Origin of the sequence: Mycobacterium hippophais, from assembly GCF_027529605.1 — a bacterium.
Classification (GTDB): Bacteria; Actinomycetota; Actinomycetes; order Mycobacteriales; family Mycobacteriaceae; genus Mycobacterium; species Mycobacterium arseniciresistens.
Map to the genome: position 1 here is coordinate 135,279 of NZ_JAPZPY010000005.1, position 21,325 is coordinate 156,603.

The following is a 21,325-nucleotide window of genomic DNA, read 5'->3' on the forward strand; positions in this document are numbered from 1 at the left end:
CCGCTCACCAGACGTCGCCGGCGCGCCAGTCGCAGGTCAGGTCGGCGGAGCGGTCCAGCTCGACGGATACCGGGAGCACGAACACGCCGTCGTCGTCGTCGGGCGTGCGGACCGTTCCGGTCGGCGTCAGGGCCGACGTCTGGCCCTGCCACGGCAGCCAGCCGCGCGAGACGTACATGTCGCGGGCCTGCTCCGAGGAACCCAGCGCGCCGACCTGGTAGGCGCCCCGGATCACCTGCTCGACGGCATCCATCACCGCGCTGCCCAGCCCGCGACCCCGCCAATCCTCGTGCACCGCGACCGCTTCGACGTAACCGCAGCGCAGCGGGGTGTCGCGGTAGATGAGCCGGCGCTGCACCACTGCGCCGTGGGCGACGATCGCGCCGTGGTGCCAGATGAGGGCGTGCATCCCGCCGAGCGCGTGTTCCCAGTCGTCGTCGTCGAAGTCACCGTCCGGATCGCCGCGGAAGGCGTCCACGACCATGCGATGGGCGCGGTCGCGCGTCTCGGCGTCGAGGTCGGCGGTGTGGACCAGGCGCGCGGTGTGGACCACGGTGTGCACATGGATGTTCTACCAGGATGCGCGCCGGCGCACACGGGTCAGCGGTTCACCCGGCGCCGAACGGCAGGCGTGGCCGCGCCCAGCGCAGCCGCAGGGTCTGGCCCGGCCGGATCTGCGCCAGTTTGTCGATGTCGTCGCCACACACCACGCCGATGACGGGGTAGCCGCCCGTCACCGGATGGTCGGGTCCGAGGATGACGGGAAAACCGTTGGGCGGCACCTGGATCGAACCGCGGGTCGCGCCCTCGCTGGGCAGCTGGCGGTCGGTGTTGCGGTACTCGAGCGGCATGCCGACGAGCCGGATCCCCACCCGGTCGCTGTGTTTGGTGACCTGCCAGTTGGTGCGCACCAGCACGTCGGGGTTGGTGAACCAGTCGCCCCGGGGGCCGGGCACAACCATCAGTTCGAGCACGTCGTCGTCGATCGCGGCGACCGGCGCCTGGTCCAGCTCGGGGAAGTCGGCGGTGTGCTCGCCGACCGGCAGCACGTCGCCGGGTCGCAGCGGGGTCGGTCCGATCGCCGACATCACGTCGTAGCTCCGGGAGCCCAGCACGGGCGTGATGTCGATGCCGCCGCGCACGGCGAGGTAGCTGCGCAGGCCGCAGTACGGGACGCCCAGCGAGATCACGTCGCCGTCGTGCGCATAGTGAATACTGTTCGTGCCGAACGGCTTTCCGTTCACGGACGGGTCGGCGTCGGCGCCCGTCACCGCGATGGCGACGTCGCCGCCGTGCACCCTGGCGGTCAGGCCGCCGAGGGTGATCTCGACGGTCGCCCGGTCGTTCGGGTTGGCCACCAGGCGGTTGGCCAGGGTGTGGGAGCGGCGGTCGGCGGCTCCGGAGCGCGACACGCCCAGGTGGGACATGCCGGGCCGGCCCAGGTCCTCGACCAGCGCCAGCGGCCCTGTTCGCAGGATTTCCAGCGTGGTCGTCATCGCGTGCCTCCTAGTCGACGGACCGGAACTCGACCCACTTGCCCGGCGTCAGCAGGGCGGGTTCGTCGCGGTCGATGTCCCAGAGCGCGGCCTGACCCTCGGCGGTGCGGCCGATCAACTGCCAGCCGCCGGGGGACTGGCGCGGGTAGACGCCGCTGAACTCACCGGCCAGGCCGACCGATCCGGCGGGCACCTTGGTCCGTGGCTCGCTTCGGCGCGGTACCTGCAGCCGGTCGTCCCCGCCGACGAGGTAGGCGAAACCCGGCGCGAAACCGCTGAAACCGACACGCCACAGCGTGCCGGTGTGGGCCGCCACCACCGCAGCGGTGTCGAGCCCGGTCAGGCGCGCCACCTCCTCGAGATCGGGGCCGTCGTAGACGACGTCGATGACGACGTCGGCCCGGCGGTCCGCAGCGTCGGCTGCCACCTCCGACCGGTCCGGCTGAAGCGTTGCGAGGCGTTGCCGGGTGGGGGCCTGGTACCGCGGCCCGGCGAGCGTGACCAGCACGGTGCGCGCGCCGGGGACGACGTCGAGGACACCGGGTAGATCGGCGTGGTGGATGGCGGCGGCCCACGCCAAAACCTCAGAGATATCGTCGAAGTCAAGCAATAGTGCTCGATCGCCGTAGTCGCGCACTGTGCCGACGGTGATCGATTGAGGTGACTCTGCTGCCACTGTCATGTTCCTAACCTACCGCTGAGTAATATGATCACAGCGGATCTTGAGACAGTTGCCAGAAGAGCCTTAACGCTCGCTCATACGGCCGGCTGGTAGGTCGGTTCGCGGCGCTTGATGGCGGCGATGACGCGGTAGGTGACGGGCAGCAGCGCCGCCTCGACCGCGGTCTTGTACAGCCAGCCGAGCGCCGCGTAGACGGCGAAGGAGTTCATGTTGCCGAACCCGATGATCGGCGCCGCGATCGCACAGAACACCAGGGTGTCGCAGAACTGGCCCACCACCGTCGAGCCGAGCAGCCGGGCCCACAGGTGGCTCTCCTTGGTGCGCTGCTTGATCCAGACGACGAGGTAGGCGTTGACCATCTGCCCGGCCAGGAACCCGCCGAGGCCGGCGATCGCCAGCCCCGTGATCGACGCGACGGTGCTGGCCAGCGCGTCCTGGTTGGCGTAGTCGGGGGCGGCGGGCAGCCGCACCGTGAGCCACAGCACCAGCACCGCCAGGGCCTGCATCGCGAAGCCGACGAACACCGCGCGGCGCGCCGCACGGAAGCCGTACACCTCGCTGAGCACGTCGCCGATGACGTAGGTGAGGGGGAAGACGAGGAAGCCCCCGTCGGTGAGCAGCGGTCCGAACGCCACCCCCTTGGTGGCGGCCACGTTCGAGATCAGCACCAGTCCGGTGAAGACGGCCAGCAGCGTCGGGTAGTAGGCCGAGCCGATGCTGGCGGAACCGCGGTGGTCGAGATCGGTGCTGGTCACCCGAACAGTGTCTCAGGACAGTGCGGCCGCCAGCCGCGGTGGGAGCTGGTCGGCGACCAGTGGGTAGGACAGCGGGGAGGCGAACGCGATGGCGCCTGCGAGTTCCCGCCCGGTGAAGACGTTGCGGTTGCGTGACGTCGCGGACAGCCCCGCGACCGTGGGGTCGGCCAGTAGTGCGGCCTGTTCCTCGTCGCTCTCGGTGGTCCAGATCAGCACGTCCGCGGCGTCGAGAACGGACGCCATCTGGTCGCGCGGGATCAGGGCGGGCACCTCGGGGACGGTGAATCCGAGCGCGGTGAGGAACTCGGTGCGCCAGCCGGGCACCGTGGCCTGTGCGCTGTCGCGGTACAGCGTGCCGCGCAGCAGGATGGCCTTCTTGCCGCCGAACTCGGGATTGTTCTGGCCCGCGGCGGTGAACTTCTCGTCGACCGCGCCGATCTGGCCGGCCATGTCGTCGGCCTTGAAGACGGCTTGGCCGATGACGGTGGCCTGCTCTTTCCACGGCTCGAAGAATGCGGCCGGTCCGGACTGCGCGATGGTCGGTGCGATCTCGGACAGCCGGGTGTAGGTGTCTGCGTCGAGCCCGGCGTTGGTCGCCACGATGAGGTCGGGCTTCAGTGCCGCGATCGGCTCGATCTGCAGGCCGTCGGCGAGGCTGAGCACCACGGGCTGGGCGGCGCCGAGCCGGGGCCGGGCCCACGGCCAGACGGCGAACGGTTCCGCGCCGAACCACTCGGTCACCGCGACGGGCACCACGCCGAGGGCGAGCAGGTCGTCCTGTTCGGTGAGGCCCGCGCTGACGACGCGGGTGGGCGGGGCCGGGATGCGGGTCTCGCCGAAGGCGTGGGTGACGGTGACGGATCCGTCCTTCGCGACGGTGCCGGGTTTGTCGGAGCCGCACGCGGCCACCAGTGTCGCGACCCCGGCGGAGGCCAGGAAGCCGCGCCTCGACCAGGCCGTGCGCACCGGCCGAGCCTAACCGCTAGCCGACCTCGAAGTTGCCGAACAACACCAGCGCAAGGCCGAGCGCGACGACGATGTTCACCACGGTGGCCGAGGCGAACACCGCGACCGGCCGCCATCCGGCTTCCCGCAGCCCCTTCAGCGAGAACTCCAGGCCGATCGCGACGAACGCGAAGATCAGGAACCAGGTCCGCAGATCGTTGACCGTGGTGATGGCGGCCTTGTCGCCGCCCCACTGCAGGTACAGCGTGCCGATCACCGACGCGGCGATGAAGCCGAGCACGAACTTGGGAAAACGCTCCCAGAACTGGCCGAGGGTGGGCCGGGCGTCCTCGGCGCTGCGCCGTTCGACCTTGAGTGCGAAGTAGGCCGTCAGGGCGATCGCGACGATGCCGATGAGTGCGTTCTGTGTGGTCTTGACGATGGTGGCGATCTGCAACGCGTCCTCGCCGGCGATCGCACCGGAGGCCGCCACCGCGGCGGTTGTGTCGATGTTGCCGCCGATCCACGCGCCGGCGACGGCGTCGGACAGCCCGAACTCGCCGGCCAGCCAGGGCAGCAGGAAGATCGACGGCAGCGCGAAGGCGATGACCAGCGATGCGGCGTAGGCGAGTTGCTCGCGCTTGGCCTGCACCGCACCTGCGGCCGCGATCGCCGCGCTGACCCCGCAGATCGACACGGCCGACGCGAGCAGTGCCCGCAGCTTGTCCTCCAGTCCGAGCCGGCCGCCGAGCCACCAGGTGAAGCCGAAGACGATCGAGATCAGCAGCAGGGCCTGGATGATCGCCGGGCCCGCGGCGGTGACGAGGAGTTTGAGGTTGATCGACGCGCCGAGCAGCACCAGCCCGGTCTTGATGAAGAATTCTGTGCGGAACCCGGCCGACAGCGCGTCACGCAGTGCCAGCCTGCTCAGCACCGCGTTGCCCAGTAGGCCGAATGCGATGGCGTACACCGGGAATTCGATGGACTTGGCGACACGCTCGAACGGCGTGCCATCCGCCCACTGCGGCACCTGCGCCTCGAAGAAGCGGGTCAGGGCGCCCAGCGCCAGCACGACGAGCACGCCGGCGACGGCGTAGCCGATGCCGCGGTTGTCGCGGCGTTCCTCGCCCGCGTACTCCTCCTCGGTGGCCTGCTCGGTCACGGGATCACGCTGCCCGGGATCGCGCCGGCGAGCACGAGCGCGAGCAGCGCCAGGCCGACGATGACGGCGAGCCAGTCCTCATTCATGGGTTGGCAACCTACCCGCGCCCCGGGCGGTCGACACCGGTTGCGATCAGTGCGAATCCAACCCAAGGGGGTCAGACGAGGAACTGGGTGCCGTCCGAGGTGAGCGCCGCGCGCGGGGTAGCCACATCGCGAAGTGAATCGCGGTCGGACAGGCCAGTCAGCGAACGATCAGAGCGGTGGAGTAGCCGGTATTCAACGCGAAAGCCATTGCGTTGCAACCGTAGTGTTCATCACCGCGGGATGGCTGCGCCATCTCGCGAGGCTGCCGACCCAGGGTAAGTGGGCTAAATTGACGTCGGGGAAAGCGCCACCTACGGTCGGTACCGAGTTGGCCCCCACCTCACGACCCGCTGTCGTGCCGTGTGAGACATCGACGAGTGGTCAGGAGGCTCCTGGTGAGTATCGACGGTGCGATGAGAACGGGTTCGATACTTCGGCGGCGACAGGCGCACGTGCTCTGCTGCGGCGGCGCGCGGATCGAGACCCAGGCGTCGAGTTCTGCGGTCGTCGTGAAGTTGGCCGGCTGGGTCGACGCGTCGAATCTCAATCAAGTCATAGCGACCCTGCGCAGGTTCACCTCCATGCGCACTCCGCTGATACTCGATCTGACCAAGCTCGAGTTCCTCGGGATCTCGGCATTCCGGGCGCTGTTCGCGGTCGCCGACGAGTACTGCGAGACCGGGTTGCAGTGCGTGATGGTCGATGGTCCGGCGTTGCGGCCGTACACGAAACTGGGTGCACAGAGCCGGTCGGTACCGATCGTGGACTCCGCTGAGTCGGCGCACTCACGGGTGACGCCGCCGTGCCGGCCGCCTGTTGTCGCGCGTGACCGCACCCGCTGCTGACCCGCCTCCACCTCAGGAGCCGGCCAGCCGCTTATTGACCAGCCGGGTCAGCCACGCCGGCGAGAACCGGGCGCCGGTGGCGAGCACCTTGGTCTGCGAACCGACGGCGTAGTGGACCTGGTGGATCGCCCGCCGCAGCAGCGGTGGTTCGACGGCCGCGACGATGGAGTCGGCGATGTCCTGGGCGGTGAGCCGGATGCCGAGTGACCGCGTGGTGCCGGTGGTGACGTCGTGGGTCATCGTGGTCTGCACGTAGAGCGGCCACATCGCGATCACCCGGATGCCGTAGCGGTTCCATTCCAGGTCGAGCGCCTCGGTCAGGCCGCGGACGAAGAACTTGGTGGCGCTGTAGTTGGCGAGTTCGGCCTGACCGTAGATCGCCGAGGCCGACGCGAGGTTGACGACCGTCGACCGGGGTGTGAAACGAAGGTAGGGGAACGCCGCGTGCAGGCCGTTGACCAAGCCCTTCGCGTTGATGTCGATCTCCTTGAGATGTCGTGCGACGTCGATGTCCTCGAACCGCCCGGCCGCCATGACGCCGGCGTTGTTGATCAGCACGTCGAGCCGTCCGCCCGCGGCGACGACGAATTCTTCCACCCGCTGCGCCATCTCGTCGGGATCGGTGACGTCGAGGTGACCGGTCACGACCGTGCCGCCGCGCCCGTCGATCTCGTCGGCCAATGTCTTGAGACTCGTCTCGTCGACGTCGTAGCCGCCGACGGTGTAACCGCGGGCGGCGAAGGTCAGCGCGGTGGTGCGTCCGATTCCCGCTGCGGCGCCGGTGATGAATACGGCCCTGTTGCTGCGCATACGAGATTGTGGCCCATGGAGGCCGTTCGCAAACGTCCGACCGTCGCCGGACAAGGGCCTGGAGCCCGTCTTCTCGGCGCTAGGGAGAACCGATCGGATGGGCTCCAGGTCACCTTCGACGTTACGCCGCCATGGGGCGGTTCACCAGGAATTTCGCGTTGAATTGACGGTCACGACGCCGCGCCGAGCTCTGCCGGATCAACGCCGGCCAGGGCGGCGGCGGCGATCGACCGCAGCGCGCGCAGGACGGCCGAGACGTTCGGGTCGTACTGCCTGCCGTTGCGGACGACTGCGCTGATGGTGCGTCCACCGAGATCGAGGTCGGCGACGACGAGCGGCTGTAGCGGGACGGGTACCGACAGCGCGGGCACCAGCGCCGACGCCGTTCCGGTCGCGGCCAGGTCGCAGATGTTCTGCGCGCCGACGAGCCGATGCTCCACGTGTGGGGTGAAACCGGCCGACTCGCACGCGCGCCGCAAGGCGGAGTCGAGTCCGGAGTCCCGCTCACCCACGGGCCGTCGGCGAGTACCGCGAGCCTGCCGGTGCGGATCCCGGTGTGATCATCGGTCGCGGTTAGCAGCACGAGTGGCTCGAACAGCAGTGCCTCGGCGACGAGTCCACCGGGAAGCTGATGACCGCCGAAGTCGTGGTGACACGTGATGGCGACATCGATCTCGCCCTGGCGCAGCAGGCGCAGCGCGGCGTCGCTGTCTTGCTGCTGCAGCTGTACGGCCAGCACCTGACCGCTGCGGGTCAAAGCCAGGGTGCGGCCGTCGCGCCGGAACAGGGTCGCGCCGGTTTCCTCTTCGAGCACCCGGAGTTGTTGTGAGACAGCAGAACTGGTGATGCGACGACGTTCGGCGACGGCGGCCACCGTGCCGAGGTCGGCGAGGTCGTTCAACAAGCATCATCCGGCGTAGGTCGAGCATCGGAGACCTCGAAGCGGTGAAGGGGCGGCTGGGGGATCAGCGACTTCCATGCTGGCAGAGGGCTTCCTACTGAACGGGCCGAGTTGTCGGCGTCGCCGCCGGCCGATGCCTTGGGCTGCGGACTTCGACGCGAGGGCCCAAGAATCAGGGTGGTTGGAACGTCGGACGGCTGTCAGCCGATGGCGACGGTGATGCCGAGCGCGATCATCACCACGGCGATCAGGCCGTCGAGGATGCGCCACGTCGCGGCCGAGGCGAACAGTCCGGCCAGCCGGCGGGCCCCGAGGCCGAGGCCGACGAACCACACGGCGCTGGCTGTGACGGCGCCGACGCCGAACAGCCAGCGGTCGTCGCTGTGCTCGTTGGCCAGTGCGCCGAGCAGGACCACGGTGTCGAGGTAAACGTGCGGGTTGAGCCATGTCATTGCGGCGCAGGTGATCAGCACGTCGACGAGGCGGGCGGGTCCCTTCTCGGCCGGGGTCAGCCCCGACGGACGCCATGCGCGCCAGGCAGCGAGTAACCCGTAGCCGACGAGGAAGAGGGCGCCGCCGTAACGGGCAATATCGACCGCGGCGGGGTGGGCGTTGATCAGTGCGCCGAAGCCGGCGATGCCCGCCGCGATCAGCACTATGTCGGACACCGTGCACAGCGCCACCACGGCCGCGACATGCTCGCGACGGATGCCCTGGCGCAGCACGAACGCGTTCTGCGCGCCGATGGCGGCGATCAGCGTGAACGAGGCGAGGAATCCGACGACGACAGGGGTGGCCATGGGGTCGACGGTATGTACTGCGCCCGTCGCAGTACAGCTAAAGATTCTGCGCTGGCATTAGTTGAGCTAATGCGTGCTTTCCGACGCCCTCGTTGGTGGAGAGCCCCGCTGTAGGGTCCCAATCTCGGTGTCCTAATCCCACTTGAGGTGTCATGCCGATCTCATTTAGGACATTTGGCTGGGATTACGTATGCCTTTTCGTGTTGCACGGCCGCGGCCGCCGTACCGCTAAGCGACACGCGACCGGCCGTCACAGTCGCAGTATCATCCCCAGACGGCGTTCCAAGTTCGACGCTCGTCTCCAAGACGACGACGTACACCACCTCGCAAATTCGGTCGATCAACCGTGCGCATTCTGCGCCATCGCGAAAGGCGATATGCAATACGGTCAGTTGATGATCTCGCCTCGCTCGCTGGACCTCAGCGCAGACAGTCGTTCCCGCCACGTCTGCAACTGCTCGGGTGTCAGTCGCGTCCAGTTGGTGACCTCGCCGAGAATCCGCAGTGGGGCCGCACTGCGGTAGGACCGAGTGGGGTTGCCGGGGAACTTCTTGTCGGTCACGTTCGGGTCGTCCTCGAACGTTCCGGTTGGCTCTACTTCGTACACCCTCGGACGAGCGTCCCCCCCGGCGAGGTCTGCGGCGATTTCCGCAGCAAGGCCGGCTCCATCGACGAGAGCGGTGAAGTAGATGTGGTTCATCACGACCTCGGGACGGTAGTTCGATCGATAACCCGCGGTGAGGAATTCACCCACCGTCAAGTCCGCGATCGTGCCATGGAAATACGGACCCTCATCAAGCGAGCTGGACAACTGACACCCTTCTGACGAAACGCTAAGGACGCGCAAGCATGCAGCACCACCCGGGCCTTGCGGCAAGCCCCCGGTTACGCCTTATCCTGAAGTGGGAAGGGGAAGAAGGTCGCTGATCTCGTAGGCCGACACCACATCGCGGACAATTTCCGAGTACGGGCTCGGCCAAACCGCGCCTCGGCCAATGCATCCGTCACTCCCTCGACCGGGCGAGCGGTGTCACTTGGCGCCGGTCTACCTACCTGGTCGACTCGAGTCAGCACCATCCGAAGTCAAGTCCGACCGACCGCCGATCGGTGCCCTGTCATCAGGCCGGCCACGGCTGACATAGGCCTGCGCCCGACGTGATCGACGAACTGATGGCGGTCGCCACCAACGCCATGTACGACGCCCGCCGCCATGTACGACGCTCGCCGAGCGGGCGTCAACCGGGTCAGAAGCCTTCTCGCAGCATCGCATCGATGATCGTGGGCATGCCCCGGAACTAGGTGTACACCGCCATTTTGGAGGAACCGATCTCGCGCGCCACCCGTCAGGCCCATTGCAAGCAGGCTCGCGTAGATGTCTCGCGCGCCCCAGTTGGGCAAGGTTTATCGGCGAGTGCTTACCGGGATTCCGAAATGAACGCGAGAGTACCTCCACGGCAGGGGGTTTCTCGAAATCCGCTGATGCGGCGTCAGTCCGGCGAGTCCGTTCGCCGGAGGTGTTCGAGGACGAGGCTGCGGACGGGTTCGATGTCGGCCAGGAGGCTGTGTCCGGCACCGGGGAGAATCACCGTATGGGCCCCGGCACGCCGCGCGACATCCGCGGCCGCCTCCGAATCGTGCACCTCGCTCGCCCCGGCCAGCGCGACGAGGGTCGGGACCGGCAGCTGGGTCAGCCCATCCGGCAGGTGTGGATAGACGATCGGCGAGGCCGGGAAGTGTGCGGCCCCGTGCGCGAGCAGGTCGAAGTAGGACTCCAGGTGCGCCGGTCCGCTGCCCGGGCCGTCCGGTGCCAGGATCGCGCGGGCGGCCTCGAATGTGGGGTGCGGGTCGCGGTTCCGGCCCAGCTCCTCGAATTCGGGGCTGAGCCCGGCGAAGACCAGGGGCGGATCGAGCAGGACCAGCCGTCGCACCCGTTCGGGATGGGCGTGCGTGAACCGGAGCGCGAGGTGACCGCCCAGAGACTGGCCGCACAGGTCGGCCGCGGGTAGCCCGAGCAGATCGAACGTTTCCGCCAGCCAGTCCACGAGATCGTCCATGCTGGTCAAGGCCGCGCCGGTATGTCGGCTGCGGCCCGGCTCGCCCATGATGTCCACGGCCCGCACGCGATGCTCCTCGGCCAGTGAACCGACGACCGGATACCACATCCCGGACGTGCCACCGTATCCGTGGAGCAGAACCAGCGACCGCGCTGCGGCCGGGCCGGCGGAAGTGACCCTTGTCGTTCCGTACCGACCCGGAAGATCTGCCGTCTCGAGCGGCACCGGCCAGTGTGCCATCACCGCGTCGTAGGCTCCGAAATATTCGGCCTCCAGGTCAGGGGCGGCGAATGCGCTCATCGCGCACTCACCAACGCGGGTCCGCGGCGCTCACCCAGCTGCCCATATGAGACGCCGCGAAAGACGGCGTTCCCCCGCCGTAGGCGGCCCTCAACGATCCGCCGCTCTGTTCGGACTCGCGGATGTCCCTGCATGCTTACTCCATCTGTTCGAGCGACGTGCTCAGACGTTAATCATCCACGTGTATTATTTCAAGTGTATTGGAACGGTGAAGGGGTTCGAGTGCCCAAACGGGTCGATCATCAGGAGCGTCGCGAAACGATCGCTCGCGCTCTGTGGCGTGTGGTGGATCAACGCGGCATCTTGCGGCTGAGTCTGCGGGAGGTGGCGGCGGAGGCCGACATGTCACACGGCCAAATACAGCACTACTTCGCCAGTCGTCAGGAGCTGCTTTCGTTCGCAATGGACTTCGCTGCCGAACAGACTGGTCAGCGGGTGGCCCGTGGTCTGCAGGCGCTCGGCGCGGCGCCGCACCCTCGAGACGTCCTGCGGTTGATACTCATCGAAATGCTGCCGCTGCACGACGATGCGCGCGCGACGAGCCGAATGAATGCCGCATACGTGCTCGAAGCGCTGCACGACAACATGATTCGCGATCGTGCCCGCGAGGGATTACGTCAGGGACGGGAACAGGTCAGAGTGCTCATCGCCCAAGCGATCGCTGATGGGAAGATCGCTCGCGATCGCGACGCGAACACCGAGACCGACCGCATCCTTGCGTTGACCGGCCTGACACCCCTTCTCGACCTGGAGGTCATCAAACCCGGGGACGCGCTCGCGGCAATCGATCAGCATCTCGACGAACTCTTCACATCGTAGAGACTTCAGGAGTCGCCGCCGACAAGTAGCGCTCCCGAGGAGCGCGCCTAGTTCGCGATGTGATCGCGGGACCTCGGTGTCGTTGTGGCGTACCAGATGATCTCGTATGCGGTCGGCATTGATACGTGACAGGTGCGGAATGCCGGTGCGGGCCGACCGCCCGCTCTAGACGCAGCTCAGCCGTCTAACCGAACCGCGGCTGCGCTGCGATTCGAGCGCCGCCACTCGCGTAGTAAGCATCCGTTGCGCAAAGCACGTCTGCCGCGACCCCGTCCCATCGCAGGCTGGCTGAGCTTGTTTGTCGGTGCTGGACCGTGAGTTGTTGACCCGTGCTGCAGACCCGGCCGGACGGTAGAAGTCGCGCAATTTTCGGCTCACGTTGGTCTACACCCATTGTGTCGACCTCCATGAGCTGCGGGCACGAATCGCGCCCATGTCGCGGTTGATGATTCCTGGATAGTTCTTGCCGGGATACCAAGGTTGTCTCGTAATTCCGTCGAACCCCGGCATGGTGCGCAGGTGTTGGAGCATCCGGGCGCGCATGCCAGCGTCGGGTAGGGGTCCTTGACAAGCGGCCATGTTGTCGGTGAGGTGTTCGGGATCTGAGGTAGCCGGCAGGGCGACGGTAACCGCGGGGTGCGAGATGACCCACTTGAGGAAGTATTGCGACCACGTGCGAATTCCCAACTCGCGGGCAAAATCTGGCAACGGCCGGTCCCCCACGAAGTGGTGCAGCCTCCCTTTTTCCAGGGGCATGTTCACTGTTACCGCAACGCCCTTGTCGGCTGCCAGTGCCAGAATAGTGTCCTCGGCCCGCCGTTCGGCGATGGAATACCGGATCTGCACGAAATCGAGGTTGCCACCGGAGATCCAGGTCGCGAGCGGGCCGAAGTAGGCCGGGTCGTGATGGGTCACGCCAAGTCGGCGGATGCGGCCTTCGGACTTCCACGCGTGCAGCAGCGGCACGATCATGTCGACGTTTACCAGCGCGTGGCATTGCATGACGTCGATGGGAGCACTTCTCGACAGTCGCCTCATCGACATGTCGAGGCTTGCTTCGGCGTGTGAGGCATCGCCGAGGTAGCCCCCCGTCGACCAGATCTTGTTGGTGACGAAGAGATCGTTCTGGATGCCGTCTTCGACGGCGGAGCGTGCGATGTTCTCCTCGGCCAGTCCATACAGCGGGGAAGTGTCCACCACGCGGCCTCCGCTCGCCCAGAATCGGCGCAGCACCTCGTCACGAACGCTGCGGGTCTGTCCGGGAAGCGCATCGAAGGTCTGGAAGGTGCCGAGCCCGATTGCGGGCAGTGCGATGTCGGTTCCCGGTATCGTGCGAGTCACCGTACCGGCGGGCGACTGGGGTGGGGGTGCTTGACGTCGGTCGACGCCTCCACTCGCGCCGGCCTCGGGCGTCGAGACATGCCCATCGGCGACAGCGGCGTAGACCCCACCTCCGGCTACTGCTGCCGCCGCGCTCAACCCGCCGACCTGAAGCAGGCGGCGCCGAGATGGTCGCCACTGCCCACGATCTCCAACGGATTCGGGCGTGCTCATGTCGGAACTCATGGATCCGATCCTTCACATCAAAATCCGAACCAGCCAGGGATCGCCGATCCCTGGCACTGCGCCTCACACCTGCAGCACAATTGACGATATGGCGCGCATGGACCGGGACACGCTGGCAGATTTTCTGCGGCGGCGACGTGAGGCGTTGTCCCCTTCCGATGTCGGTCTGCCGTCGGGTGCGGGTCGGCGAACTCCGGGGTTGCGCCGCGAGGAAGTCGCCCAGATCAGCGGGATGTCCGTCGACTACTACGCACGTCTCGAACAGCGTCGTTCGCCACAGCCGTCGACCAGTATCTTGGCGGCGCTCGCACGCACATTGCGACTCTCTCGTGATGAGCGCGACTACCTGTACCGGATGGCCGGCCACCATCCCCCCGACAGCGGCAACGTACCGAGTTCGTTCGTGCGGCCGGTACTCACCCATCTGCTCACCCAACTCGACGACTGCGCAGCATTCGTCGTCTCCGACTTGGAGATCATGCTTGCCCAGAATCGGCTATCCGTTCTGTTGATGGGTGACCGCCGTGCGAAGCGCCACGATGCGGCATCGAGCATGACCTGGCAGTGGTTCGTCGAACCGAAGTGTCGCGAGCTGTACCCTGCGGAGGACCACGACGAGCATTCCCGTGTCCGCGTTGCTGACCTGCGCGCCACGTGGTCGCGGCGCCGAGCCGACGCCGACGTCGCAGCACTGGTCGACGGGCTGCTCGTGCGCAGCCAAGAGTTTCGTTCGCTGTGGGACCGCCAAGATGTCGAGGTCCACCACGCTGCTCGAAAAACTCTGATGCACCCTGAGGTTGGGCGTTTGACCGTCGAGTGTGAGTTGCTCGCCACCTACGGTGACGGTCAGCGACTCGTCATCCTCAGCGCCGATCCCACCTCGGAGTCCTACAGCAAGCTACAGCTGCTCGGTGTCGTCGGCGACGACAAGGTCAGCTCCATGATTGCCCTCGACCAATGACGGCCGTGTGAGAGTTGCTCAGCGCAGACCCGAATCGCCAGCGGCACAGATCTAGCGGTTCACGCAGGTAGTAGGTCGCGAGGACCCCGATCCGGCCGGCGTCGACCCCCGAGACGATCGGGTGAGGCATATGTGCCCGCGCGTTCCGTGAGATGTATCGGTCGATCACCAAGCGACCACCTCGCCCTGCCAGTTGAAGAACAGGCCGGTGGGAGGATCGACGGCCAGTGCAACGGCCACGATGCCGGCAGCACCCTCGGAAGGATCGCCGGCGCCCGGCATGGGTTCGCCGTTGCTGAGGCCTGTTGCTCGGTAGCCGGGGCTCACGGAGAGTACGGAGATCTTCTCCTCGGCAAGCTCCTTGGCGTACAGCACGGTCAGCATGTCCAGGGCGCTCTTCGACAACTGATAAGCTGCCGCGGCTACATTGCTGTGCGGCCAGTCCGGATCGTTGACCAGGCGGGTCGATCCCAGTTCGCTCGAGACATTCAGTACGCGCGGGCGCCCAGACTTTCGCAACAGTGGCAGGAATGCATTGGTGACGGCGGCGATGCCGGCGGTATTGGTGTCGAATGTTTGCAACAACGACGCCCGGCTCACCTGTGAAGCCGGCAAACCGTCACCTACGATGGCGGCGTTGTTGATCAAGATGTCCAAGCGCCCGTACTTGTCGGCGACGTGCTTGACGGCGGCCGCGATCGTCTGGTCATCGGTGACATCAAGGGTCAGCTGATCCACCTCAAGCCCGTCTGCATTCAGTTGGCGGGCAGCGTTCGTACCACGCGCCGGATCGCGGGATCCCTGCAGCACACGTATACCGGCGCGTGCGAGATGTTGTGTCATGTGGAAACCGATACCGGCGTTGGCTCCGGTCACCAGGGCGATGAGGTTGTCGTTGTTGGCCATGGAACGAGTACAGCGCAATTCAGTCTGGCCAGGCAGGGATCAGTTGTACCCCGGTGCTGGGGAATACGAGACCTCAGACCGGTCGACCGCGCCGTGGCCGGTTGCCTCGTCAGGCCTCGCCGCCAGGCAAGTACGGGTCAGCGACCGCCACGCCCGCCTCACGCACTGCCGAGGGATGAGAGCCGGGGCGTTCTCGGAACGGTTCTGCGCCGGCGGTTCGGCGATCGGCTGTGCGGTCAGCCGCGTGGGTTGGGTGGCGCCTCGGGCTCTCCACCCGATTGTCGGGTCTTGACCTTCTCGTAGCGGCAACTTCTAGCGTGGGTGTTGGTCAGCGAGAGGGGTTGAGGTAAGTGAGTTGGTCGATCCAGCAGGCGGCTCGGGTTTCGGGCGTGACTGCCCGGACGTTGCGCTACTACGACGAGATCGGGCTGTTGCGGCCCGCTCGTGTCGGTTCCAACGGTTACCGCTACTACGAGCAGGAGCAGCTGCTCAGGCTGCAGCAGATTCTGTTGCTTCGCGATCTGGGGCTGGATCTGACGACGATCGGACAAGTGGTCGACGCCCAGCACGATCCGATCGAGGCGCTGCGCCGGCATCACCGCCGGCTTCTCGACGAGCGAGGCCGGTTGGACCGTCTCGCAGCCACTGTGGCCGCCACCATCAAACACCTGGAGGAAGGAACAGATATGCCTGCAGAGCACATGTTCGAGGGCTTCGAGATGAGCCCCGAACACCTCGACGATGTGGAGGCCCGCCGCATCGAAAGCACCGGCAGCACAGAGCAACCGGAGATCGCCGAAATCAAGCGCAACACCGCCGGATGGGCCGAACAGGACTGGGATCAATTCAACGCCGAAGGCCACGAGCTCACGCGGCGAATGGTGGCGCTGCTGCGCGCCGGTGTGGCCGCCGACGACGCGAAGACCTTCGCGATCCTCGACGACGACCTGGCCCTACAGCGCAAGCTGTGGAATCCGGACAAGGCCAGCTACATCGAGCAGGCTGAAGGCCTGCGGCAGCCATCAGAACTGCGCTCGTACTACAACGGCCAGGACCCCCGCCTGGCGGAGTACCTCCGCGAAGCAATGCTGGCATACGCCGACAGCCGGATGCAGTGATGACCAGCCGCCGCGTGCACACCATCGCCTGACTGCGCGGCATCGGCGGACTGCCGCCAGGTGGCGGACCTAGCGTTCCACGGAGTCAGCTAGCGGTCGTACGCGTTCGGGCGATGGAGCGATACGCAGGACGCGTTTGCCCGTCACGCGCCGAGTGCCGACGTCGCGGTACGCCTGTCGAACGTCGTCAGTGGTGAACGAGTACACATCGGCGATCGGCACACTGATCTCTCCCCGCGCGAGCAGTGTAGCCAATGCCGACCACACCTCGGGGGTGTCGGCCTGCTCCTGAGCTTTGGAGTGAACTCCGAAGCGGCGCACGGCTTCGTGGTCGATCAAGGTGTTGATACGGTGGGGCTGCACGCCCAGTTCGATTGCCGTGGTGACGTTACCGGCGCCGAAGGTGTCGATGAAGCCGTCGATGCCGCCGGGTGCGAGGTCGCGTAGCCGGCGTGCCAGGTCCGGTCCGTAGTGCACCGGACGGATACCTAACGCGGCCAAACGCTCGAAATTGGCTGCGCCACAAGTCCCGATCACATCAGCACCGCGGAGCCGAGCCAGTTGGGCCGCATAGATGCCGACGCCGCCGGCTGCGGCCGACACCACGATGGTCTCGCCGGCTTGGGGGTTGACCGCGGCCACGGACGCCCATGCGGTGGCGCCGGCACCTGCGATGGTGCCCGCGACCTCCCATGACAGACCCGCGGGTTTGAGCGCGAGGCGGTGTGCGCCGAGTGCGACATACTCGGCTTGCGCTCGGCGCGGGGCAATTCCGATCACCTCGTCACCAATGTGGAAGGCCGGTGTCGCCGTACCGGTTTCGACGACATACCCTGCGAAGTCGTTTCCCTGCCCTTCCGGAAAGTGTGCCGGCCACATGGTGGCGTAGCGTCCCTCTCGGATACCGATCTCGCCGGGATTGGTGGCGGCCGCGACCACCGCGACCAGCACTTCGTCGGCTGCGGGCGCGGGGCGGGGGACCTCGGCGACGTCGAGCACCTCGGGGCCGCCGTATCGGGTGAACCTGACTGCTTTCATTCAGAACTCCCGGGTTGGTGCGTAGCGGTAGAAGAACGGCCCCAGCTGTGCGGCCAGAGCCCGGGTCAGTCCGGCGCCATCCTCCAACAGCCGAGCGCCCGGGTCCAGCGGACCGATGTACAGCGGCGCGAAGCCGGCGTCGATGCTGAGCTGTTCTGCGTACTGTCGAGCGGCGTCATCGGCGGCGTAGAGATTGTTGGGTGCGACTCGCTGATCGCCGACCTGAGCGTAGATGCTGGCGAAGTTGGTGGAGAACGCCTTGGCGGTGGGGCCGCCGATGATGGACTGGATCTGGTGCGACAGGGAGCGACTGTTGTCGTGGCGTCCTGTGTAGATGTTGCAGGCGTCGATGGTCGGTTGGCCTGCCAGTCCCGCGACGGCATCGAGTGCTTCCCGGATGTGGGCGGCCGCGACGGCCACGACGATCACGTCCGCCGTTGACGCGTCACCGCGCCGTCACGCCCGAGCAGACTCACCTGATGGCCTCGGCTGCTCCACAGCCGGCCGAGTCGCTGCCCACGTTGCCTCGACCGATCACCGTCACCTTCATGGACACTCCTCTTCACTTGATACCTGAACGATGTATGCGACATCTGTTGTGGTCGAACGGTATTCGATGGCGGCCCGGATCATCACGATGCCGGTTTCGATATCATGCGGAAGCGTCGCAGGTCGAGATCACCTTCGACGAGGCGCGGCACCTCCGCTGCGAACGCCTGCATGTGCGGGAGGTCGAAGTGCTCGGCCAGATCCTCTGCCGAGCGCCAGTTCTCGTACACGCACCAGAGGTCGGGATCTGTCTCGGACCGGTGTAGGTCGTAGATGATGCAGCCCGCCTCCTCGCGGGACGGCTCCACCAGATCCATGAGTCGACGGCCGTGATCGTCACCAAGCCCGCTCTTGGCCTTGACGAACGCGATGTTGGTCACCGTTGTCATCGTTGGTTGTCCTGTTCGTCGGTGCTTTCCTCGTCGGGATAATCGGCTGCGCGCGAAACGTGCTCCCAGGCCGCGATATCGGACTGCAGCGTCGCTGCTTTGGCCAGAGCGACGTCGACCGCCTCGTTGCCCAGGAGCAACCGCTGCGGTGGCTGTGCGCTGGTGGCGGCTGAGAAGATGGCTGCGGCAGCCCGCGCCGGGTCCCCCGCCTGGTTGCCGACAGATTGGTGGTAGGCACGTCGGGCTTGTCCGGCGGTCTGGTCGTAGTCCTCGATCGGGTTCTCCACCTCGTTGGAGGACGCCGCCCAGTTGGTTCGGAAGCCGCTGGGCTCCACCACCATGACGTTGAGCCCCAGGGGAGCCACCTCGATCCGCAACGACTCGGAAAGGCCTTCCACAGCGAATTTGCTCGCCGAGTAGTAGCCTACGGCGGCGAATCCGCTGAGTCCGCCGATCGACGTGAGGTTGATGATCGTGCCGCTGCGCTGGGTCCGCATGACGGGCAAGATCGCGTGGATGGCATTGGCGGTGCCGAAGAAGTTGACGTCGAAGAGGAGTCGAGCGATCTTGTCGTCGGTTTCCTCGATGGCGCCGAAGTAGCCGATGCCGGCGTTGTTGACCAGTACGTCGATGGTGCCGAAATGCCTCACCGCGGCCTCGACCACCTCACTGCACTGTTCACGGTTCACCACGTCGAGCGGCAGTATCAAGGCATTCCCGCGATCGGCGAGGTCGGCCACACTGGATACGTCACGTGCCGTGGCAACGACCTTCTGTCCACGGTCCAGCAGGTGCTCGGCAAGACTGCGGCCGAAGCCGGTGGAGCATCCTGTGACCATCCAGACTTGTGACGGTTGTGTAGTCATGAGTTCCTCCTGTATTTCAGTGGGTGGCGGAAGCTGCGCGGTATTCGCCGATTTCGACGTCACGGACACACAGAGTGGGTACCTGACCCAGGAAGTCGCGCACATACGACTGCTGCATGTGAGTGTCGAAGTCGGCCCTGGCGCCCCATGTTTCGAGGATCATCCAGATATGCGGGTCGTGGACTGACTGATGAATCTCATACCGCTGACAGCCAGGTTCGGCGCGGGTGGGCGCAACCAGCTTCAACAGCTCGTCGCCGAGACGCTCCGCCATAGCGGGCTTGGCGACTGCGAATGCCACGTTGGTCTGGCCATTCGCCTCCGGCGAAGCCGCCGGTGAAACCACGTCGGGTCGATTGTTCGGCATGTGAACCTCGTTCGTCGGTTCGGGAGGATGATCGGCTCACCCGCGGATCATTCGGTCAGATGATCTGCGCGGTCGGCAGAATGGTGATCTCGGTGAGGTTGACGTGCTTGGGCAGCGCGGCGACGAAGGCCACGGTCTCCGCGACATCAGCGGACTGCAGGACGTCGATCTGCTCGATCAGGTCGGCCATCAACTTGGACGCGTCCGGATCGGTCACGTGGTCGGGAAGTTCGGTGTCGACCATGCCAGGCTCGACCGTGGCGACCCGCACGTTCTTGCGACCGAGTTCGGTCCGTAGCAGCCGAGTGATGTGGCTGATGAAAGCCTTAGTGCCGGAATACACCTGGAACTTCTCGAGAACCCTGGTCGCCGCGATCGACGAGGTCGTGATGAGGTCGGCCGGCCGGCCGTCACCGCCCGCCGCCTCGAGTGAACCGACGAATCCCTCGATGGTGTTCATGACGCCCTTGATGTTCAGGTCGATCTGGGCGTCCCAGTCCTGCACTCTGAGATCCCCGATCTCGGAGATGAGCTGAACCCCGGCGTTGGCGAACACGAGGTCGACCGCGCCCAGCTCGGCAGCGATCTGCTCGGCCGCAGCGTGGACGGCGGCCCGGTCGGTGACATCGGTGGGCACGGCCAGCGCGATCCCTCCCTTCGCGGCGATTCGCTCGGTGATCTCGTCGAGGCGATCCTTACGGCGCGCGATGAGCGCGACCTTGGCGCCGAGCTCGGCGAACCGCTCGGCGGTCGCCTCACCGATACCGCTCGATGCCCCTGTGACGACCGCAACACGGCCGGCCAGCGGAGTTCCTGCGATGAGGGTGTTCATGTCTGCTCCTTCAGTGTGCGAAGAGAACCGTTGCGTCGGTTCTGTTTGTCGTGGGAGTCCGTACTCCCGCAAACCACTATTGGTCAGTCCTGGGACCGGAAACAGGGTGGGAGACTCCTACCCTGAACACCGCTGACGGTGGCGCTGCGGGCCGTGACACCGACCTCAGCGCACGCCGATCGTCGGCCGCGCGGCGCGACAGGATGGTCAGTATCCTGTGGAAATGGCTGATGACACGCTGGGGGCGTTCCTGCGGGCTCGTCGCAATGCCGCTGCGGCCGAAATCTATCCTTTCGCCACGCTGACGGGTCGCCGTGTCCCGGGGCTTCGTCGCGAGGAGGTCGCCGAGCTGGCCGGGCTCAGCACCGATTACTACGTGCGGCTCGAGCAGGGCCGCGAAAAGCATCCGTCCGAACAGGTCGTCGAGGCCTTGGCGGCCGCCCTCAAATTGAACCAGCACCAGAGCGACCATCTGCGATTGCTTGCCGGACTCGCCCCGCAGGTGATTCCGTCGACGGCGTCGGTGGATCCGACACTGAACCACATGCTCGATGCGTGGGACGGCGCAGCGGCCTTCATCTTGGACCCGCTGCTGAATTTCACCCAGCTGAATCCGCTCGCGACGGCGCTCTTCAGCTCGTTCGCCGACCACACGAACCTGGTTCGCAACGTCTTTCTCGACCCGGCAGGCAAACGCTTCTTCGTCGACTGGACTCGCGCTGCCGAGTCCTCTGTCGGGTCTCTGCGGGCGACCATGCACCAGCACCACAGCGCGCAGGAGCGCGACGCCCTCGTCGCAGAGCTCCGCGCTGACGACGAGTTCGACCGGCTCTGGCAGAAGTACGACATCAGCCCCAAGACACAGGAGACGAAGCTGCTCAGGCATGAGCAGGCCGGCGAGATCTTGATCAACTTCCATGCCTTCCAGGTGATGAGCGCGCCCGGTCAGCAGCTTGTGGTGTATCAACCGGAACCCGGCAGCATCAGCGAGGCGCGGCTGCTGTCCCTCAGAGATCGGTCCCGTCCTGGCAGCGCGAACCTCTCTGGTGCCGAGGTGGCCTCCTGACGCAGGTCGGGT

General features: G+C 66.3%; 23 protein-coding genes and 1 pseudogene. 5 read left to right on the forward strand and 19 right to left on the reverse strand.

The window, feature by feature from the left end:
- Window positions 1-4 precede the first annotated feature (4 nt).
- From O6P37_RS13770 to O6P37_RS13795, 6 genes are all read right to left on the reverse strand, one after another.
- A complete protein-coding gene (locus tag O6P37_RS13770; RefSeq protein WP_269894597.1) occupies window positions 5-562 on the reverse strand; it encodes a GNAT family N-acetyltransferase in 558 nt (185 codons plus the stop codon).
- 46 nt (window positions 563-608) lie between these two features.
- Complete coding sequence (locus tag O6P37_RS13775) at window positions 609-1,496, reverse strand: 5-oxoprolinase/urea amidolyase family protein (protein WP_269894598.1); 888 nt, start codon at window positions 1,494-1,496, stop codon at window positions 609-611.
- Window positions 1,497-1,506: 10 nt separating this feature from the next.
- The gene (locus O6P37_RS13780; protein WP_269894599.1) at window positions 1,507-2,178 is read right to left on the reverse strand and encodes a 5-oxoprolinase subunit B family protein; all 672 of its coding nucleotides are present in this window, start codon (window positions 2,176-2,178) and stop codon (window positions 1,507-1,509) included.
- Window positions 2,179-2,252: 74 nt separating this feature from the next.
- Window positions 2,253-2,933 carry a queuosine precursor transporter gene (locus tag O6P37_RS13785; RefSeq protein ID WP_269894600.1) on the reverse strand — a complete coding sequence of 227 codons (681 nt, stop codon included), beginning with the start codon at window positions 2,931-2,933 and terminating at the stop codon, window positions 2,253-2,255.
- A gap of 12 nt (window positions 2,934-2,945) precedes the next feature.
- A complete protein-coding gene (locus tag O6P37_RS13790) occupies window positions 2,946-3,899 on the reverse strand; it encodes an ABC transporter substrate-binding protein (protein WP_269894601.1) in 954 nt (317 codons plus the stop codon).
- A 16-nt stretch (window positions 3,900-3,915) separates the two neighbouring features.
- A complete protein-coding gene (locus O6P37_RS13795; protein WP_269894602.1) occupies window positions 3,916-5,040 on the reverse strand; it encodes a YeiH family protein in 1,125 nt (374 codons plus the stop codon).
- 481 nt (window positions 5,041-5,521) lie between these two features.
- Here O6P37_RS13795 and O6P37_RS13800 point away from each other — a divergent pair, with 481 nt between their 5' ends.
- Complete coding sequence (locus O6P37_RS13800) at window positions 5,522-5,971, forward strand: STAS domain-containing protein (protein ID WP_269894603.1); 450 nt, start codon at window positions 5,522-5,524, stop codon at window positions 5,969-5,971.
- Window positions 5,972-5,983: 12 nt separating this feature from the next.
- Here O6P37_RS13800 and O6P37_RS13805 read toward each other — a convergent pair whose 3' ends face one another.
- The 5 genes and pseudogenes from O6P37_RS13805 to O6P37_RS13830 all read right to left on the reverse strand — a co-directional run bounded on the left by O6P37_RS13805 (window position 5,984) and on the right by O6P37_RS13830 (window position 10,836).
- On the reverse strand, window positions 5,984-6,781 hold the full coding sequence (locus tag O6P37_RS13805; RefSeq protein WP_269894604.1) for an SDR family oxidoreductase: 798 nt from the start codon (window positions 6,779-6,781) through the stop codon (window positions 5,984-5,986).
- Between the two features lie 170 nt (window positions 6,782-6,951).
- Window positions 6,952-7,655, reverse strand: a pseudogene (locus O6P37_RS28540) (LysR family transcriptional regulator).
- Between the two features lie 227 nt (window positions 7,656-7,882).
- Complete coding sequence (lysE, locus tag O6P37_RS13820) at window positions 7,883-8,482, reverse strand: L-lysine exporter (protein WP_269894606.1); 600 nt, start codon at window positions 8,480-8,482, stop codon at window positions 7,883-7,885.
- Window positions 8,483-8,870: 388 nt separating this feature from the next.
- Window positions 8,871-9,293 (reverse strand): NAD(+)--rifampin ADP-ribosyltransferase, encoded by a 423-nt coding sequence (arr, locus tag O6P37_RS13825; protein ID WP_269894765.1) that lies wholly within the window; start codon window positions 9,291-9,293, stop codon window positions 8,871-8,873.
- 676 nt (window positions 9,294-9,969) lie between these two features.
- Window positions 9,970-10,836 carry an alpha/beta fold hydrolase gene (locus O6P37_RS13830; protein WP_269894607.1) on the reverse strand — a complete coding sequence of 289 codons (867 nt, stop codon included), beginning with the start codon at window positions 10,834-10,836 and terminating at the stop codon, window positions 9,970-9,972.
- 222 nt (window positions 10,837-11,058) lie between these two features.
- On the opposite strand from O6P37_RS13830, the gene O6P37_RS13835 reads away from it, so the two are divergent.
- Window positions 11,059-11,655 carry a TetR/AcrR family transcriptional regulator gene (locus tag O6P37_RS13835; RefSeq protein ID WP_269894608.1) on the forward strand — a complete coding sequence of 199 codons (597 nt, stop codon included), beginning with the start codon at window positions 11,059-11,061 and terminating at the stop codon, window positions 11,653-11,655.
- A gap of 384 nt (window positions 11,656-12,039) precedes the next feature.
- Here O6P37_RS13835 and O6P37_RS13840 read toward each other — a convergent pair whose 3' ends face one another.
- Entirely contained in the window at window positions 12,040-13,221 is a 1,182-nt protein-coding gene (locus tag O6P37_RS13840; protein ID WP_269894609.1) for an aldo/keto reductase, read from the reverse strand.
- Between the two features lie 88 nt (window positions 13,222-13,309).
- Here O6P37_RS13840 and O6P37_RS13845 point away from each other — a divergent pair, with 88 nt between their 5' ends.
- Window positions 13,310-14,182: a helix-turn-helix transcriptional regulator gene (locus O6P37_RS13845; protein ID WP_269894610.1), complete on the forward strand. Its 873-nt coding sequence runs from the start codon at window positions 13,310-13,312 to the stop codon at window positions 14,180-14,182.
- Window positions 14,183-14,347: 165 nt separating this feature from the next.
- Here the strand turns inward: O6P37_RS13845 and O6P37_RS13850 are convergent, their stop codons facing one another.
- On the reverse strand, window positions 14,348-15,088 hold the full coding sequence (locus O6P37_RS13850; RefSeq protein ID WP_269894611.1) for an SDR family NAD(P)-dependent oxidoreductase: 741 nt from the start codon (window positions 15,086-15,088) through the stop codon (window positions 14,348-14,350).
- A 350-nt stretch (window positions 15,089-15,438) separates the two neighbouring features.
- Here O6P37_RS13850 and O6P37_RS13855 point away from each other — a divergent pair, with 350 nt between their 5' ends.
- The gene (locus O6P37_RS13855; protein WP_269894612.1) at window positions 15,439-16,206 is read left to right on the forward strand and encodes a MerR family transcriptional regulator; all 768 of its coding nucleotides are present in this window, start codon (window positions 15,439-15,441) and stop codon (window positions 16,204-16,206) included.
- 69 nt (window positions 16,207-16,275) lie between these two features.
- Here the strand turns inward: O6P37_RS13855 and O6P37_RS13860 are convergent, their stop codons facing one another.
- The 6 genes from O6P37_RS13860 to O6P37_RS13885 all read right to left on the reverse strand — a co-directional run bounded on the left by O6P37_RS13860 (window position 16,276) and on the right by O6P37_RS13885 (window position 20,247).
- On the reverse strand, window positions 16,276-17,244 hold the full coding sequence (locus O6P37_RS13860; RefSeq protein ID WP_269894613.1) for an NADP-dependent oxidoreductase: 969 nt from the start codon (window positions 17,242-17,244) through the stop codon (window positions 16,276-16,278).
- Window positions 17,245-17,664, reverse strand: a complete 420-nt coding sequence (locus tag O6P37_RS13865; protein ID WP_269894614.1) for an NAD(P)-binding domain-containing protein — start codon at window positions 17,662-17,664, stop codon at window positions 17,245-17,247.
- A 212-nt stretch (window positions 17,665-17,876) separates the two neighbouring features.
- Window positions 17,877-18,173 carry a putative quinol monooxygenase gene (locus tag O6P37_RS13870; RefSeq protein ID WP_269894615.1) on the reverse strand — a complete coding sequence of 99 codons (297 nt, stop codon included), beginning with the start codon at window positions 18,171-18,173 and terminating at the stop codon, window positions 17,877-17,879.
- A 5-nt stretch (window positions 18,174-18,178) separates the two neighbouring features.
- Window positions 18,179-19,048, reverse strand: coding sequence for an oxidoreductase (locus tag O6P37_RS13875; protein ID WP_269894616.1), 870 nt, complete (start codon window positions 19,046-19,048; stop codon window positions 18,179-18,181).
- 16 nt (window positions 19,049-19,064) lie between these two features.
- Window positions 19,065-19,415: a putative quinol monooxygenase gene (locus tag O6P37_RS13880; RefSeq protein WP_269894617.1), complete on the reverse strand. Its 351-nt coding sequence runs from the start codon at window positions 19,413-19,415 to the stop codon at window positions 19,065-19,067.
- A 55-nt stretch (window positions 19,416-19,470) separates the two neighbouring features.
- Entirely contained in the window at window positions 19,471-20,247 is a 777-nt protein-coding gene (locus O6P37_RS13885; protein ID WP_269894618.1) for an SDR family oxidoreductase, read from the reverse strand.
- A 223-nt stretch (window positions 20,248-20,470) separates the two neighbouring features.
- On the opposite strand from O6P37_RS13885, the gene O6P37_RS13890 reads away from it, so the two are divergent.
- Window positions 20,471-21,313, forward strand: a complete 843-nt coding sequence (locus tag O6P37_RS13890) for a helix-turn-helix transcriptional regulator (RefSeq protein WP_269894619.1) — start codon at window positions 20,471-20,473, stop codon at window positions 21,311-21,313.
- Window positions 21,314-21,325: the final 12 nt, after the last annotated feature.